General features: G+C 44.9%; 13 protein-coding genes. All 13 read left to right on the plus strand.

The genetic code is table 11. The features are described from left to right. Nucleotides 1-6 precede the first annotated feature (6 nt). The 13 genes from FQV26_RS06950 to hfq all read left to right on the plus strand — a co-directional run bounded on the left by FQV26_RS06950 (nt 7) and on the right by hfq (nt 15,958). Nucleotides 7-891: a helix-turn-helix domain-containing protein gene (locus FQV26_RS06950; RefSeq protein ID WP_261384271.1), complete on the plus strand. Its 885-nt coding sequence runs from the start codon at nt 7-9 to the stop codon at nt 889-891. A gap of 49 nt (nt 892-940) precedes the next feature. After that, entirely contained in the window at nt 941-1,519 is a 579-nt protein-coding gene (pgsA, locus tag FQV26_RS06955; protein WP_146556670.1) for a CDP-diacylglycerol--glycerol-3-phosphate 3-phosphatidyltransferase, read from the plus strand. A 24-nt stretch (nt 1,520-1,543) separates the two neighbouring features. Further along, nucleotides 1,544-2,797: a competence/damage-inducible protein A gene (locus FQV26_RS06960; protein ID WP_146556672.1), complete on the plus strand. Its 1,254-nt coding sequence runs from the start codon at nt 1,544-1,546 to the stop codon at nt 2,795-2,797. 174 nt (nt 2,798-2,971) lie between these two features. Further along, a complete protein-coding gene (gene recA, locus FQV26_RS06965; protein ID WP_146556674.1) occupies nt 2,972-4,033 on the plus strand; it encodes a recombinase RecA in 1,062 nt (353 codons plus the stop codon). Nucleotides 4,034-4,455: 422 nt separating this feature from the next. Next, nucleotides 4,456-6,015, plus strand: coding sequence for a ribonuclease Y (gene rny / locus FQV26_RS06970; protein WP_146556676.1), 1,560 nt, complete (start codon nt 4,456-4,458; stop codon nt 6,013-6,015). Between the two features lie 65 nt (nt 6,016-6,080). Then, complete coding sequence (locus FQV26_RS06975; protein WP_146556678.1) at nt 6,081-6,878, plus strand: TIGR00282 family metallophosphoesterase; 798 nt, start codon at nt 6,081-6,083, stop codon at nt 6,876-6,878. Nucleotides 6,879-6,979: 101 nt separating this feature from the next. Then, nucleotides 6,980-8,524 carry a tRNA (N6-isopentenyl adenosine(37)-C2)-methylthiotransferase MiaB gene (miaB, locus tag FQV26_RS06980; protein ID WP_146556680.1) on the plus strand — a complete coding sequence of 515 codons (1,545 nt, stop codon included), beginning with the start codon at nt 6,980-6,982 and terminating at the stop codon, nt 8,522-8,524. A gap of 2 nt (nt 8,525-8,526) precedes the next feature. Continuing rightward, nucleotides 8,527-8,955 (plus strand): YlbF/YmcA family competence regulator, encoded by a 429-nt coding sequence (locus FQV26_RS06985; protein WP_146556681.1) that lies wholly within the window; start codon nt 8,527-8,529, stop codon nt 8,953-8,955. Nucleotides 8,956-9,425: 470 nt separating this feature from the next. Continuing rightward, nucleotides 9,426-11,957 carry a DNA mismatch repair protein MutS gene (gene mutS / locus FQV26_RS06990; RefSeq protein WP_146556683.1) on the plus strand — a complete coding sequence of 844 codons (2,532 nt, stop codon included), beginning with the start codon at nt 9,426-9,428 and terminating at the stop codon, nt 11,955-11,957. Nucleotides 11,958-11,968: 11 nt separating this feature from the next. Beyond that, on the plus strand, nt 11,969-13,783 hold the full coding sequence (gene mutL, locus FQV26_RS06995) for a DNA mismatch repair endonuclease MutL (protein WP_146556685.1): 1,815 nt from the start codon (nt 11,969-11,971) through the stop codon (nt 13,781-13,783). Between the two features lie 70 nt (nt 13,784-13,853). Beyond that, nucleotides 13,854-14,774: an alpha/beta fold hydrolase gene (locus FQV26_RS07000; protein WP_146556687.1), complete on the plus strand. Its 921-nt coding sequence runs from the start codon at nt 13,854-13,856 to the stop codon at nt 14,772-14,774. Further along, nucleotides 14,767-15,723: a tRNA (adenosine(37)-N6)-dimethylallyltransferase MiaA gene (gene miaA, locus FQV26_RS07005; protein ID WP_146556689.1), complete on the plus strand. Its 957-nt coding sequence runs from the start codon at nt 14,767-14,769 to the stop codon at nt 15,721-15,723. The genes FQV26_RS07000 and miaA overlap by 8 nt, the downstream gene beginning before the upstream one ends. Nucleotides 15,724-15,733: 10 nt before the next feature. After that, nucleotides 15,734-15,958: an RNA chaperone Hfq gene (gene hfq, locus FQV26_RS07010; RefSeq protein ID WP_146556690.1), complete on the plus strand. Its 225-nt coding sequence runs from the start codon at nt 15,734-15,736 to the stop codon at nt 15,956-15,958. Nucleotides 15,959-16,033: the final 75 nt, after the last annotated feature.

Here is a 16,033-nt window from a genome sequence, read left to right on the forward strand (position 1 = left end):
AGGCAGGTGATCGTTTTGAGTGAGCTGGGTACTCGGCTGAAACAAGCCAGAATCGCCAAAGGGTATAGTTTGGAAGATTTACAGGACTTGACCAAAATACAGAAGCGTTATTTAGCTGGCATAGAAGATGGCAATCACAGCATGATGCCCGGCGTGTTCTATGTGCGCGCATTTATTAAGCAGTACGCTGCTGCAGTAGGGCTGAATGGGGAAGAATTGCTTGAACGATACAAAACGGAAATGCCGGCTAACGAACCTGTTGCTCAAAAACCAATGCCGAGTTCTCTTACTTCCAGAAGCCGTTCAGTATCCAGGACAGCTCCGAGTGAAGCATATGCTGAAATCATTCCTAAAGTGTTAGTTGCCTTGTTTATCGTTCTCATTCTTGCAGTCGTCTGGTATTTTTACAGTGCTTCGACAAATAGCGACTCAGCAAATGCACCTGTAACTGAAGGAGGGGGCGTTTCTTATGAAGAACCTTCCCCTTCTGTTCCTTCCGAACCGGAAGAAGCTGAAGAAGCCTTTCAGGAGTCTGAAGAAGAGCCAGCAGAAGAGTCGTCTGAACCTGAGACTGTTCTGTCAGTAGAAGAAACTCAGGGCGAGACCACCACTTATTTGTGGCAAGGGCCAGCAGAACGTCAATTGGAAATAGCCGCAAGCGGTCCTTCGTGGATTGCAGCTACAGACCAGAATCAACAGGAACTGACTTCTGGAGCGCGCATTATGCAAGCCAAAGAAACCGAGACAATCGATTTATCAGAAGTGGAATTTGTGCGTTTGCGCATTGGAGATTATTCAAATGTTACACTGACTTTGAATGATGAGTCGATTGAGTATACGCAGCAACTTCAACCCCAAAATATCGTTATTCAATTTACAGACGCCGAATAGCCATCTTTGGATGGCTATTTTTCTTGAAAGTTCGAAAGGAGAAACAATAATGAACATACCAAATCAGATTACCATCTCGAGGATTTTATTGATTCCTGTATTCATGGTGATCATGCTTGCCGGCTTTGACTGGGGAACAATGACGCTTTTCGGAGCTGAAATGCCTGTCACTCATTTTGTCGGGGGACTTATCTTTATCTTTGCATCATTAACTGATTGGGTGGATGGCTATTATGCCCGCAAATACAATCTGGTCACGACTTTTGGGAAGTTTTTGGATCCTTTAGCTGATAAACTTCTGGTTTCAGCCGCTTTAATCATTTTAGTCGAATTAGGATTTGCAGCTTCATGGATCGTTATCATTATTATTAGCCGTGAATTTGCAGTGACGGGACTGCGTTTAGTGCTTGCGGGTGAAGGTGAAGTTGTCGCTGCCGGAAATTTAGGTAAAATCAAAACAACTGCACAAATTCTGGCAATATCGACATTGCTGCTGCATAACACTATTTTTGCACTGGTCGGCTTGCCATTCGCAGAAATCATGCTCTATATCGCTTTGATCTTCACAATCTGGTCTGGATGGGATTACTTCTATGCCAACCGCCGCGCGTTAATGACTTCAAAATAGGTTTATAAAAAAGGGGATGCACAGATGAACGCAGAGATTATTGCGGTAGGTTCAGAATTATTATTAGGGCAAATCACTAATACGAATGCCCGTTTTCTATCTAATCATTTAGCGGAACTCGGCATCAATGTCTATTATCATACGGTAGTTGGAGATAATGCTGACCGCTTGGAGGACGCGATAAAAATCGCAGAAAACCGAGCCGACCTTATTTTATTCACAGGTGGACTGGGTCCAACCAAAGATGATCTGACGAAAGAGTCGATTGCCCGGCATCTGGGTACGACGCTCGAAATGAATCAGGAGGCGCTTGATTCGATTGTCGCTTTTTTTGAGCGTGCAGGGCGTCCCATGACTGAAAATAATAAAAAGCAGGCATTGGTACTGAGAGACAGCGATGTTCTCGTTAATCACAATGGCATGGCTCCAGGCATGATGTATAGAAAAGATGAGCGAGTGTACATACTATTGCCCGGACCGCCAAAAGAAATGGAGCCAATGTTCCAATTCGAAGCAAAGCCGAAGCTGGCCCATATGCTGAATAAAGCAGACGTTATCCTATCGCATGTTCTGCGTTTTTATGGCATTGGTGAAGCGGAACTCGAAGACCGCCTGCATCATATCCTAGATAAGCAGTCGAATCCGACGATTGCGCCGCTGGCTGCTGATGGTGAAGTGACATTGCGCATTACTGCGAAAACCAATACAACTGAAGAAGCATGGCAGTTAATCAACGCCACCAAAGATGAAATTTTGGATGTGGTGGGTCAATACCTCTATGGCTATGATAACGATTCACTGGCTTCCAAATCAGTTGAGTTGCTGAAGGAACAAGGCAAAACAATCTCTGCAGCAGAAAGTTTGACAGCTGGTCTTTTCCAGTCTGAATTGGCTTCTGTAGCAGGAGCAAGTGCCGTGCTTTCTGGAGGAGTTATTACTTATAATGAAGAAATGAAAGTTCACCAGTTGGGATTGTCCTCTGAACTGCTTGCAGAGTACGGTGTTGTCAGTGAACAGACAGCACTGGCGATGGCTGAGGCTGTTCGGGACAAGTTCAAGACTGATGTCAGTGTTTCACTGACAGGAGCAGCAGGTCCGGATGCCCACGGCGATCAACCTGCAGGTACGGTGTGGATTGGCATTGCTACTGAATCTGGATCCGAATCATACCGTCTTCAATTATCAGGTATGCGAAACACCAATCGTTTACGAGCTGTGAAATTGGCGCTGCACTACGTCATTCGCACCTTAACCGATGAAAATGCACGCAAAATTTAATTTTGCGTGTTTTTTTATGCCCAAAAACGGGGAATGCCCTATATAGGACATTTAAAATTCACATTTAAAAACGCAAACGCGAATAAACGTTCGCTTTTTTCTTGTGTATTTCTCAATAAGCTAGTATACTAGAAACAGATAGAAAATAGGTTTTCAATTAGAGGAGGATTTCTTTTGAGCGATCGTAAAGCAGCATTAGACATGGCGTTAAAACAAATAGAAAAGCAATTCGGTAAAGGTTCTGTCATGAAATTGGGAGAAAAAACCGACCGCAATATCTCATCCGTTTCCAGTGGTTCATTAGCATTGGATACAGCACTAGGAATAGGCGGATACCCGCGTGGTCGTGTAATCGAAGTATACGGTCCAGAAAGTTCAGGTAAAACAACAGTATCCCTTCACGCGATTGCAGAAGTACAAGCTACTGGCGGAACGGCTGCGTTCATCGATGCAGAGCATGCGTTGGATCCAGTCTATGCAAAAAACTTAGGCGTTAATATTGATGAATTGCTCTTGTCTCAACCAGACACAGGCGAGCAAGCATTGGAAATTTGTGAAGCACTTGTCCGTAGTGGAGCTGTTGACATTGTTGTTGTCGACTCCGTAGCGGCATTGGTTCCAAAAGCTGAAATCGAAGGAGAGATGGGCGACTCCCATATGGGATTGCAGGCACGTTTAATGTCCCAAGCTCTACGGAAATTATCAGGTATCATCAATAAATCAAACACCATCGTTATTTTCATTAACCAAATTCGTGAAAAAATTGGTGTTATGTTCGGTAACCCTGAAACGACTCCTGGCGGACGTGCGTTGAAGTTCTATTCATCTGTACGTTTGGAAGTGCGTCGTGCAGAAGCATTGAAATCTGGTACTGAGATTATTGGTAACAGAACGAAAATCAAAATTGTAAAAAACAAAGTGGCTCCGCCATTCCGTACTGCAGAAGTTGATATTATGTACGGAAAAGGGATTTCACGTGAAGGTGAAATCGTCGATATCGGTTCTGAACTGGAAATTATCCAAAAGAGCGGTTCTTGGTACTCATACAATGAAGAAAGAATTGGTCAAGGCCGCGAAAACGTTAAACAATTCCTTTTGAGCAATCCTGAAATTCGAAACGAAATTTCTAACAAAATCCGTGAGTCATATGGGATGGCAGCAGCATCCTATACAATTGCGGGCAATAAGGATGAGCCGGAAGACTTCAACCTTTTGCTTGACGAAGACGACGAATAAAAACAGCCGTTCATACATGGAAGCCGCTAAGCAGAAGCTTTGCGGCTTTTTTGTGGTTAACGAAGAACGGGGAGTTAGAATTTTGACAGGAGACTATGGACAGGAGGCAGCTTTCTTGTTTGCCTTCTGGCCGCTGGAAGTACACGATTGCTTCCGCTTTTCGTGATGTCCAGCTTCAATAGCTAAATTCTAGAGTCATAAGCCATTCTGGCTGTGCGGCAAAGAACGCCGCTTCGCCAGAATGGCTTATGCCCGTCGAATCTACACGGCTGCTTCCGCTTTTCGTGGGTTGACACGACATAAGTCCATCTATACAATTAAAATTGTATAATTTACTAATTATTAAATAGTTGCAGCAAAAAAGTTTTTATTTTTCATCTTTTTAAACTGAAGAAAATTCAATAGCAAGAGGAGGTGTCCGAATGGGTATTAATGAGTTCATCTTCGCTTTGCTTGGTATCATCGTCGGTGTAGTTGTTGGTTATTTTGCATTGAAAAAAGCAAACGATTCCAATATTGCAGGCGCTAAAAACTCTGCGGAGCAAATAGTCGAAGATGCGAAACGAGAAGCTGAAGCGCTGAAAAAAGAAGCCTTATTGGAAGCGAAAGACGAAAATCATAAATTGCGTACTGAAACAGAATCTGAAATTCGGGAACGCCGATCTGAACTACAAAGACAAGAGAATCGGTTGTTGCAGAGAGAAGAAAATTTAGATCGCAAGGATGATGCATTAAACAAAAGAGAAGCGGGTCTGGAACGTAAAGACGAAGCGCTCGCAGAAAAACAACAGCATATTGAACAGATGGAGAGCAAAGCTGAGGAGTTAGTCCGACAGCAACAGTCCGAAATGGAACGCATTTCATCTTTGACACGCGAAGAAGCGAAATCAATCATCCTGCAGGATGTTGAAAAAGAACTTTCAACGGACATTGCCGTAATGATGAAAGAATCCGAATCACGCGCGAAAGAAGAATCGGACAAAAAAGCGAAAAACATCTTGTCGTTGGCGATGCAGCGTTTTGCTGCAGATCATGTGGCGGAAACTACTGTATCAGTAGTCAATCTGCCTAACGACGAAATGAAAGGCCGTATCATTGGGCGTGAAGGACGTAATATCCGAACGCTTGAAACTTTGACAGGCATTGATTTAATTATCGATGATACGCCAGAAGCGGTTATACTATCAGGGTTTGATCCAATTCGCCGTGAAACAGCACGATTGGCTCTTGAAAAACTGGTATCCGATGGCCGCATCCATCCTGCCCGCATCGAAGAAATGGTTGAAAAGTCAAGACGTGAAGTGGATGAACAAATTCGTGAAATTGGTGAACAAACCACATTTGACGTAGGTGTACATAACCTGCACCCTGACTTGATCAAAATTCTTGGACGCCTCCGCTACCGTACAAGCTATGGACAAAATGTACTGAAACACTCTGTGGAAGTTGCATTCCTGTCAGGCTTGATGGCAGCGGAACTTGGAGAAGATGTGACACTGGCCCGACGTGCTGGCCTTCTGCATGATATCGGTAAAGCGATTGATCATGAAGTGGAAGGAAGCCACGTGGAAATCGGCGTGGAACTCGGAACCAAGTACAAGGAACACCCGGTTGTCATCAACAGTATTGCTTCTCACCACGGTGACACAGAAGCGACATCGATCATCTCGGTCATTGTTGCAGCAGCGGACGCATTGTCTGCAGCTCGTCCCGGGGCAAGAAGTGAAACACTGGAAAATTACATCCGCCGCTTAGAAAAACTTGAAGAAATTTCCGAATCGTATGAAGGTGTTGAGAAATCATTCGCCATTCAAGCGGGACGCGAAATTCGCATCATGGTTCGTCCTGAACAAATCGATGATATGACGGCCCATCGTCTGGCTCGCGATATTCGGAAACGGATTGAAGAAGAGCTGGATTATCCAGGACATATCAAAGTGACGGTTATCAGAGAAACCAGAGCAGTTGAATACGCAAAATAATAAGGGTAAGGCTTCGATGAATGTCTATTCAAAGAAGCCTTTTTCTTATGGAAAAAGGTGAGTTTATGAAAATTTTATTTATTGGAGATATAGTAGGATCAATCGGCAGAGATGCATTGGAATCGTATTTGCCTAGATTGAAAAGAAAATATTCACCGGATGTCATTATTGCCAACGGTGAAAATGCAGCAGCAGGACGCGGCATCACCAAAGCCATTTATCAGGATCTTTTGTTTATGGGCGTGGATATGGTGACAATGGGCAACCACACATGGGACCAGAAAGAAATTTTTGATTTTATTGATGAAGTCGATTATTTGATCCGCCCTGCGAATTTCTCGGAAGAAGCTCCAGGTCGTGGTATGGCAACTGTAACTAAAAATGGCCAGACTTTGTCTGTCATCAATTTGCATGGCCGTGTTTTCCTGCCGCCGCATGAAGACCCGTTTCAAAAGGCTGATGAGCTTATAGCGGAAGCCAAAGCGGTTTCTCCCCTAGTGTTTGTCGATTTCCATGCAGAAGCAACCAGTGAAAAAATTGCGATGGGCTGGCATTTGGACGGCCGCGCTTCTGTTGTAGTCGGAACGCATACGCATGTTCAGACTGCGGATGCGCGTATTTTGCCAGGCGGAACTGCATATATCTCGGACGTTGGGATGACCGGGCCATATGATGAAATATTGGGTATGAATAAAGATGCGGTACTGTACCGTTTCAAAACGAATATGCCGACGCGTTTTGAGGTACCGAAACGTGGACGATCTGTAGTCAGTGGATTTTTCACAGAAGTGGACGACCAAACGGGCAAAGCGACAGCTTACGAGCGGGTTTATATCAATGAAGATTATCCATTTCAAGGCTAAACTTCCGGCTTCTTGACGAAACTCCGACAATTGGTGCAGACGTCTTGTAGAAATCATCTGAATTTCAGTATAATAAGGTATCGGTTGAAAGGGGTTTTTTCATGAACGAAGAACAGCGATTGCAGTCAACTGGCGCAGCGGTGCCTTTCTCAGAAAAAAAGCCTGAAAAAGATTACAGCCAATATTTTCAGAGCGTCTATACACCTCCTTCCTTGAAGGATGCCAAAAAACGAGGCAAAGAAGCCGTCTCTTACTTTAATGACTTTAAGATTGATCCCCGTTTTGAAAAGATGGGCGATGGCCGAAAATTCTTCATCCGCACATTCGGCTGCCAAATGAATGAACATGACACAGAAGTAATCGCTGGAATTCTTATGCAGCTTGGCTATGAATCCACTGATTTAGTCAAAGAAGCTGATGTAGTTTTATTGAACACTTGTGCAATCCGTGAAAACGCTGAAAACAAAGTGTTTGGCGAACTTGGCCATTACAAGCTGTTAAAGCGCGAAAATCCTGGTTTGCTGATTGGCGTCTGCGGCTGCATGTCGCAGGAAGAATCGGTGGTCAATAAAATCCTGAAAACCTACGATCAAGTGGATATGATTTTTGGCACTCATAATATCCATCGACTGCCGGAGATTTTAAATGAAGCTTATTTATCGAAGGAACTGGTCATTGATGTTTGGTCTAAAGAAGGCGATGTTATTGAGAATCTGCCAAAAGTACGCAAGGGCAGCATCAAAGCCTGGGTGAATATTATGTACGGCTGTGACAAGTTCTGTACGTATTGCATTGTCCCTTATACGCGGGGCAAAGAGCGTTCACGCCGGCCCGAAGAGATTATACAGGAAGTACGCCAACTGGCAGCACAAGGCTATAAGGAAGTGACGCTTCTCGGTCAGAACGTCAATGCCTATGGCAAAGACTTTGATGACATCACGTACCGTTTAGGTGATTTGATGGAGGAACTGCGGAAAATCGACATTCCGCGCATCCGGTTTACCACCAGCCATCCACGAGATTTTGATGATCATTTAATTAGCGTGCTCGCGCAAGGCGGAAACCTTGTCGACCATATCCATTTACCTGTACAATCAGGTTCGACAGCAATGTTGAAAATCATGGCGCGGAAGTATACACGAGAGCATTACATTGAGCTTGTCCGGAAAATCAGGCAAGCAATTCCGAATGTTTCCTTGACGACGGACATTATTGTCGGCTTTCCAAATGAGACCGATGAACAGTTTGAAGAAACGCTGTCTTTGTTCAAGGAAATCGGTTATGAGATGGCTTTCACGTATATCTATTCTCCGCGAGAAGGTACGCCGGCAGCCAAAATAGAAGATAACGTGCCTATGGCCGTCAAGAAAGAGCGGCTTCAGCGTTTGAATGCCGTGGTCAATGAATATGCTGCTGCAGCAATGCAAGCCTATAAAGGCAAAACTGTCGAAGTACTTGTTGAAGGGGAAAGCAAGAAGAACCCGGATGTCTTATCAGGCCATACGCCTAAAAATAAACTCGTCAATTTTGTTGGTCCGAGAAACTTGATCGGCAAGATTGTCCAAGTCAGAATCACTGAAACTAAAACATGGTCTTTGAACGGTGAACTTATAGAAGTCGTATCAGGCCAAGAAATGGGTGTCTAAAAATGACGTATACAAAACAGGAAATCGTCGCAAAAGCGCGCGAAGTAGCAGATATGATTGCAGCAACAGAAGAAGTGGATTTCTTTAAACGTGCAGAAGCACAAATTAACGAAAATCAGCAAATTCGCGAAAAAATCGCCAGCCTGAAAAGTTTGCAGAAACAAGCAGTCAACTTCCAGGCATACGGCAAAGAACGTGCGCTGACATTGATTGAAGGCAAAATCGCCAAAATCGAAGAAGAAATTGATGCTGTACCGATTGTCCAGGAATTCAAACAATCCCAAAGCGACGTCAATTCTTTATTGCAGATGGTTTCAACAGCCATCGCGAACCAAGTAACCAACAACATCATCACTGAAACAGGCGGCGACTTGCTTCGCGGCGAAACCGGTTCAAAAGTCCGCAACGACACACCAGGAAGCTGCGATTAATAAGAAAAGCGGAGGTGCCCATGTAGCTTCGACAGGCTTAAGACTCCGAGAAGCTGGGCACCGGAGTCTGGACAAAGAAAAGCGGAAGCGATCGTCTAGACCCGACAGGCAAGAGGTGGCTCAAAGCCAGTTTGAGCCACCTCTTTGCGACGAAGCACAAAGTGCTGCAACGCTCTTCATGTTTCGAAGCTAGCGTAGCGATGCAGAAACAGGAGCAATAGGGTTTAGATAATCTATCGAAGTGGCGCTCTTTGCCACACAGCTGCGATGGCTTATGAACCGAAGAGCTTGGGCGCTGCAGCTAGGCAAACAAAAGCAGAAACAACTATAAGTGCTGAATAAAAGCATCAATCCAAAACTTTCCCTTCAGCATTAAACTGAAAGAGCCAAAGCTCTTTCAGTTTTTTCTTTTCCGTCTTGATTTTTGGTATAATGGAGAAACGACGAATCGATTTGAAAGAGGTTTTAAAATGGCACCGACACCGATGATGCAACAATATTTTCAAGTAAAGTCCGAATACTTGGACGCGTTTTTATTTTTCCGCATGGGCGATTTTTATGAGTTATTTTACGACGATGCCATCAACGCATCACAAATTTTGGAAATTACGCTGACGAGCCGTGGTGGAACTGGAGATGACCGAATTCCGATGTGCGGTGTTCCCCATCATGCAGCGAAAAATTACATCGATCAATTAATACTGAAAGGCCATAAGGTGGCAATCTGCGAACAAGTAGAAGATCCGAAAACGGCTAAAGGAGTCGTCAAGCGTGAAGTGGTGCGCCTTGTTACCCCAGGTACGCATACAGAAGGAAAGAGTGTCGATTCCAAATCGAATGTGTTTTTAGCGGCTGCTGATGAGCTCGCAGACGGTTTTGGATTGTCCTATATCGATATCAGTACGGGAGAAGCCACAGCGACATACATAATGGGAACGGAGAAAGCGCTGTTGCAGGAATTGCAATCCCTGAATATCCGCGAACTCGTGGTTTCAGAACAGTTATTTGTCTTGCTGACTGAAGAAGAGCAGGATCTGGTTCTATCCATTGAGACGATGGAAGATGCCTACCCTACAGCGCCAGCGCAAGTAGCTGCTTGCCCGGAAGATCTCCAGATGAGCTGCCACCGCTTGCTGACTTATATTGCCCGCACGCAAAAGCAATCACTCGACCATATCCAGGCATTTACTTATAAAGAAAACAATCAATTACTCAGCATTGATTTTCATTCGAAACGCAATTTGGAATTGCTGCAGTCAATTCGCGGCGCTGAAACGAAAGGGACGCTGCTTTGGCTCTTAGATGAGACTGTGACAGCAATGGGAAGCCGGAAGTTGAAACAATGGCTGCACCAGCCCCTTGCGAACAAACGGATGATCGAAGAACGCCAGCAAATGGTAGCAGCTTTGATCGATCAGTATTTCGTACGTGTAGAGCTTCAAGGGCTGTTGAAGGAAGTTTATGACCTAGAACGGTTATCCGGACGTATTGCCTTTGGCAGTGCCAGTGGACGCGACTTGGCGCAGCTTCGGAGTTCCTTGGAGAAAGTGCCGGCACTCATTGAAGAATTAGCCAATTCCGGAAGTCCGGCATTAGTTGAGTTCAGCGGAAAATTGGACCGGTGTATTGAGGTTTGCGATTTGCTGCAAGCCATTAGTGAAAATCCGCCTTTGTCTTCGAAAGAAGGCGGCGTTATTCGCGATGGATTCCATCAGCAATTGGATGAATACCGGGATGCCTCCCGAAACGGCAAAGACTGGATTGCAGAACTTGAACAAAAGGAACGTAAATTAACCGGCATCAAATCCTTGAAGATCGGCTATAATCGCATATTTGGCTATTATATTGAAATCTCTAAAGCCAATATGCATTTAGCGGATTTGGAGCGGTATGACCGAAAGCAAACCTTGGCAAACGCCGAACGCTATACGACTCCTGAACTGAAAGAAAAAGAAGCCTTGATCTTAACGGCTGAAGAAGAAAGCTTATCACTCGAATATGATTTGTTCGTAGCAATCAGAGACGAAGTGAAACAGTATATTTCACGTATTCAACGTTTGTCGTCTTCACTCAGTGGCTTGGATGTCTTTTTAAGTTTTGCCAATGTAGCGGAAAAATACCGTTTCGTGAAACCGGAGTTTAATGATTCAACCGAAATTTCCATCATCGAAGGGCGCCATCCGGTCGTTGAAAAAATGCTCAACAAGCAGCATTATGTACCAAATGACTGTGTGTTGGCAGAAGACAAGAACATGCTGTTGATTACGGGGCCGAATATGTCGGGTAAAAGTACGTATATGCGGCAAGTTGCGTTGACAATCGTACTAGCGCAAATCGGCAGTTACGTACCTGCTGAATCAGCTAATCTGCCGATTGTCGATCAAATATTCACGAGGATCGGAGCAGCGGATGACTTGGTCTCGGGACAAAGTACCTTCATGGTCGAGATGCTCGAGTCGCAATATGCGATTACCCATGCCACGAAGAACAGCTTATTGCTGTTTGACGAAATTGGACGCGGCACCTCGACGTACGACGGCATGGCACTTGCCCAGTCAATGATTGAATATATCCATAGGGAAATCGGTGCCAATACACTCTTTTCCACCCATTATCATGAATTGACGGCATTGGAAAATTCACTTGAAAAGCTGCACAATGTCCATGTGGCAGCAATGGAACAATCGGGCAAAGTGGTATTTCTCCACAAAGTAAAAAAAGGGCCAGCAGACAAAAGTTACGGGATTCATGTGGCCGAACTGGCTAATTTGCCGGAACCGATATTGGCACGTGCCCGTGAGTTGCTGAAAACCTTTGAAGAAGATAAAAAGCAACAGCCAAAAACAATTGAGCAATTATCGTTTTTTGACGATGCAGATGCCGAAAAAGATGAAATCCTGCAGACCATCAAAGACGTTCAAGTATCTACAATGACGCCGCTTCAAGCGCTGCAAATGCTGAATGATTTGCAGCAGAAGTTGACGGACAAAGTTAATCAGTAAGGAGTGAGACCATGGGCATCATTCGATTGATGGACGAACCTCTATCCAATAAAATAGCCGCTGGTGAAGTAGTAGAACGTCCAACTTCGGTCGTCAAGGAATTGGTGGAAAACGCTATCGATGCCGGCAGCACTGCTGTTGAAGTAATACTGATCGAAGCTGGACTGACATCCATTCAAATCATCGACAATGGTGCTGGAATGGATGCCGACGATGCGTTGCTATCGTTTTCCCGTCACGCCACTAGCAAAATAGCTAATGAACACGATTTATTCCGGATCCGGACGCTTGGATTCCGTGGAGAAGCACTGGCCAGTATAGCCTCGGTATCTAAAGTAACCTTGCATACATCAAACGGTACGAGTGGAACCTTTGTGCAGATGGAAGGCGGTCGTTTAACCGAACACCGTGCCGGTTCCTTAAGAAAAGGAACGGATATCAAAATCGACCAACTATTTTTCAATACCCCTGCGCGCTTGAAATATATGAAAACGCTGCAGACAGAATTGGGCCATACGATTGATTTATTGAACCGGTTTGCATTGAGCTATCCGGGCATCGCTTTTAAACTGACACATGACGGCAGAACCATTCTGCAAACCTCAGGCAGCGGGGAGATTAAACGCGTCCTTGCAGATATTTACGGGGTGGCGATCGCCAAAAAAATGATTCCGTTCGAAGGGCATTCGCATGATTACAAAGTGTCTGGCTTTGCTTCGCTTCCTGAAATCACCCGTGCCAATAAAAACTACATTTCCTTGTTCGTCAATGGCCGGTGGGTTAAGCATTACGCCATTGCCAACACGGTCCATAAGGCATACCATACTTTTTTGCCGCTCGAGCGGCAGCCGATCGTCGTTTTAAATATTGAAGGCGATCCTTACTTGACGGATGTCAATGTCCATCCGTCTAAGCAGCAAATCCGTCTGAGCAAAGAAAAAGAATTAATGGACTTGATTCATGAGACGATTCGGCGAACCATCAGTGCGGCCGTTCGTGCACCAATTATCGAAAAGCCGAAACCAATCAAACAGGCGCCGACTAAGCAATTGGATCTTTGGAAAAGCTCATTTACTGTCCACGAGCCCAAGCAGCCAATGCCCGAACAACCGGAGGTAGTAGAAGAGCCTGAATTGCCGCTGGAAAAAGAAGTTGAATTTGTTCAGCAGGACCCGGACCCGGTGCCGTTTGAAGAAGCGCAGCCGACTAGTGCAGAGCCTGAAGAAGACGACAGCCCTCAATTTCCCGAACTGGAAGTAGTGGGCCAAATCCATGGCACCTACATCGTGGCACAGAGCAACGATGGGTTTTACTTGATTGATCAGCATGCTGCACAAGAGCGTATCAAATACGAATATTTCCGGGAAAAAGTGGGGGATATCGACAGCAATGAACGGCAGTCGTTGTTATTGCCGTTGACTTTTCATTACAGTCGCGACGAAGCGCTGCGCTTAAAAGATAATTTGAGTACTTTATCTGACAGTGGCGTGTTTCTTGAAGAATTTGGGGATACTTCATTTATCGTCCGTGAATACCCAACGTGGTTTCCAAAAGGCTTTGAACAGGAAATTATTGAAGAGTTGATTGAACAGGTGCTGACTGAACGGAAAGTGGATGTTAAAAAGTTGCGTGAAGACGCAGCAATTATGATGAGTTGCAAGCGGTCCATCAAAGCCAATCATTTTCTGCAAAAGCATGATATGGAACGGCTGCTGACGGATCTGAAAGGAGCGGAACAGCCATTTACCTGTCCGCATGGCCGTCCGGTCATCATTCACTTTAAGACCTATGACGTTGAAAAAATGTTCAAACGGGTTATGAATTAAGCTTTAGATGTCTTATCTGGGGTATTAGTAAAGAATAGATACAATGACTTAGTATGGAGGGATGTTGAGAATGCAGGTAACCAAAGATTATATGCGCGTCTCAGATGGACATGAACTCTATTATGAGCGCTACGAACCGTCAAGCCCAATTGGCCATATCCATCTTATCCATGGAATGGCAGAACATATCGGACGCTATATGAAATTTGTCGATTATTTGGTTTCCCTGGGTTTTATCGTCTCTGCTCATGATCAGCGGGGCCATGGAAAAACTGCAGAACGCAACGGAATGTTGGGTTATTTCGCAGATAACGACGGCTTTGAACGAATAGTGGAGGATGCTCGTACAGTCATTAAGGAAGCGCAACAAGTGACCGGCAATCTGCCATTGATTTTATTTGGCCACAGCATGGGATCATTTGTTGCTCGCCGTTATATGCAGCTTTACAGCGAAGGCATCAGTCGAGTGGTTTTATCAGGCACGGGCGGGGACCCAGGAACTTCTGGCAGACTTGGGTTAGCCCTAGCTATTGCATCTGCCAAAACACAAGGTAAACAGGAAATCAGTAAGACGCTCGGACAGCTGACTTTTGGCAGCTTCAATAAACCCTTTATGGGAGAAGGCTCCTCCTATGCTTGGCTCACAAGGGATAAAGAGGCGGTTGCTAAATACGAATCCGACCCATGGTGTGGTTTTGAATCAACCAACCAATTTTATGTCGACTTATTTTCAGGACTTGCTATTATTAATAAACCCGCAGAAGTCGACAAAATCCGAAAAGATTTACCGGTTCTGCTGATTAGCGGAGCGATGGACCCTGTAGGCGATTTCGGCAATGGTGTTTTCAGCTCAGCCAAGCAGTTTAATGACAAAGGGATGAGCAATGTCAAAGTCTATCTCGCTGAACAGGATCGGCACGAATTGCTCAATGAACTGGATAGCCAGCTTCATTATGAGCTGATTGGGAATTGGATGTGCGGCAATGATTGATGTAGTAGCCATTGTTGGGCCGACTGCGTCCGGCAAGACTGCATTAAGCCTTGAATTAGCCAGACGGTTGAACGGGGAGATCATCAATGGCGACTCAATGCAGATCTATCGTGATATGACGATCGGTACGGCAAAGATTTTACCAGAGGAAATGGACGGCATCCCACACCATCTATTGGATATCAAAGATCCGGAGGACAGCTTTTCAGTAGCGGAATACCAAAAGCTGGTCCGGGAAAAAATTGAGGAAATCCGCTTGCGCGGCAAGCTGCCGATACTTGTCGGAGGGACTGGCTTATACATCCAGGCAGTGCTCTTCGATTATCGCTTTACTGAGGGGCCTGTTGACCACCGGTTGAGAGATAGCTTGAATGAGGAGCTGGAGAAACACGGTTCCGAACACATGCATAAAAAACTGATGGAACTGGATCCCGAGTCTGATATCCACCCTAATAATACGCGCAGGGTCGTACGGGCAATTGAAATTCTGATGAGCGGGCAGGAAAAAGGCGACCGAAGCCTTGCTTTATCACCGATGTACAATGAAGTCATCATCGGGTTGGATATTCCAAGGGATATTCTATACGAACGCATCAATGAACGTGTGGATGTGATGATGGAACGAGGATTAGTGGAAGAAGTCCAATCGCTGAGACAAAGAGGGATCAAGGACGCACAGTCTATACAGGCTATTGGTTACAAAGAGATGTATAGCTATTTGGATGGACAGTGGACTTTGGAGGAAGCGGTTCAAAAACTTAAGCAGAACTCCCGAAAATACGCCAAAAGACAATTTACGTATTTTAAAAATAAACTGCCAATCTTCTGGGTCAATGCATTGGCGGATACTGAAAAGAATCTCCAGGAAATAACCGCCTTCTTGCAGGAAAATGACAGAAGCTGTCGAATTGATAGACTGACGGCAAATCAATCACAAGTAGAGAAATAGGGGGATTCACATGAAACCGATCAATATTCAAGATGTCTATTTAAACCAGCTTCGCAAAAACAATATCTATGTTACGGTCTTTCTACTAAACGGATTTCAATTAAAAGGAACTATTAAATCTTATGATAACTTCACCGTACTTGTCGAAACCGAAGGCAAGCAGCAATTGATCTACAAGCACGCTATTTCAACATTTTCACCTGCCAAAGCTGTAGCAATTGAACACGAAGAATAAGCTGCATTCCGGACTGCTGAGGCAGTCCGGTTTTTTCATGCTTCTTTATTGACAGTGGGCTTCCGGGAGTATAGC

It is taken from the genome of Planococcus sp. CPCC 101016, assembly GCF_007859295.1.
Classification (GTDB): domain Bacteria; phylum Bacillota; class Bacilli; order Bacillales_A; family Planococcaceae; genus Planococcus.

Coding starts and splice junctions, on each gene's coding strand:
- pgsA (WP_146556670.1), top strand. CDS start 941: ATGAACATACCAAATCAGATTACCATCTCGAGGATTTTATTGATTCCT.
- FQV26_RS06960 (WP_146556672.1), top strand. CDS start 1,544: ATGAACGCAGAGATTATTGCGGTAGGTTCAGAATTATTATTAGGGCAA.
- rny (WP_146556676.1), top strand. CDS start 4,456: ATGGGTATTAATGAGTTCATCTTCGCTTTGCTTGGTATCATCGTCGGT.
- FQV26_RS06975 (WP_146556678.1), top strand. CDS start 6,081: ATGAAAATTTTATTTATTGGAGATATAGTAGGATCAATCGGCAGAGAT.
- miaB (WP_146556680.1), top strand. CDS start 6,980: ATGAACGAAGAACAGCGATTGCAGTCAACTGGCGCAGCGGTGCCTTTC.
- FQV26_RS06985 (WP_146556681.1), top strand. CDS start 8,527: ATGACGTATACAAAACAGGAAATCGTCGCAAAAGCGCGCGAAGTAGCA.
- mutS (WP_146556683.1), top strand. CDS start 9,426: ATGGCACCGACACCGATGATGCAACAATATTTTCAAGTAAAGTCCGAA.
- mutL (WP_146556685.1), top strand. CDS start 11,969: ATGGGCATCATTCGATTGATGGACGAACCTCTATCCAATAAAATAGCC.
- FQV26_RS07000 (WP_146556687.1), top strand. CDS start 13,854: ATGCAGGTAACCAAAGATTATATGCGCGTCTCAGATGGACATGAACTC.
- miaA (WP_146556689.1), top strand. CDS start 14,767: ATGATTGATGTAGTAGCCATTGTTGGGCCGACTGCGTCCGGCAAGACT.
- hfq (WP_146556690.1), top strand. CDS start 15,734: ATGAAACCGATCAATATTCAAGATGTCTATTTAAACCAGCTTCGCAAA.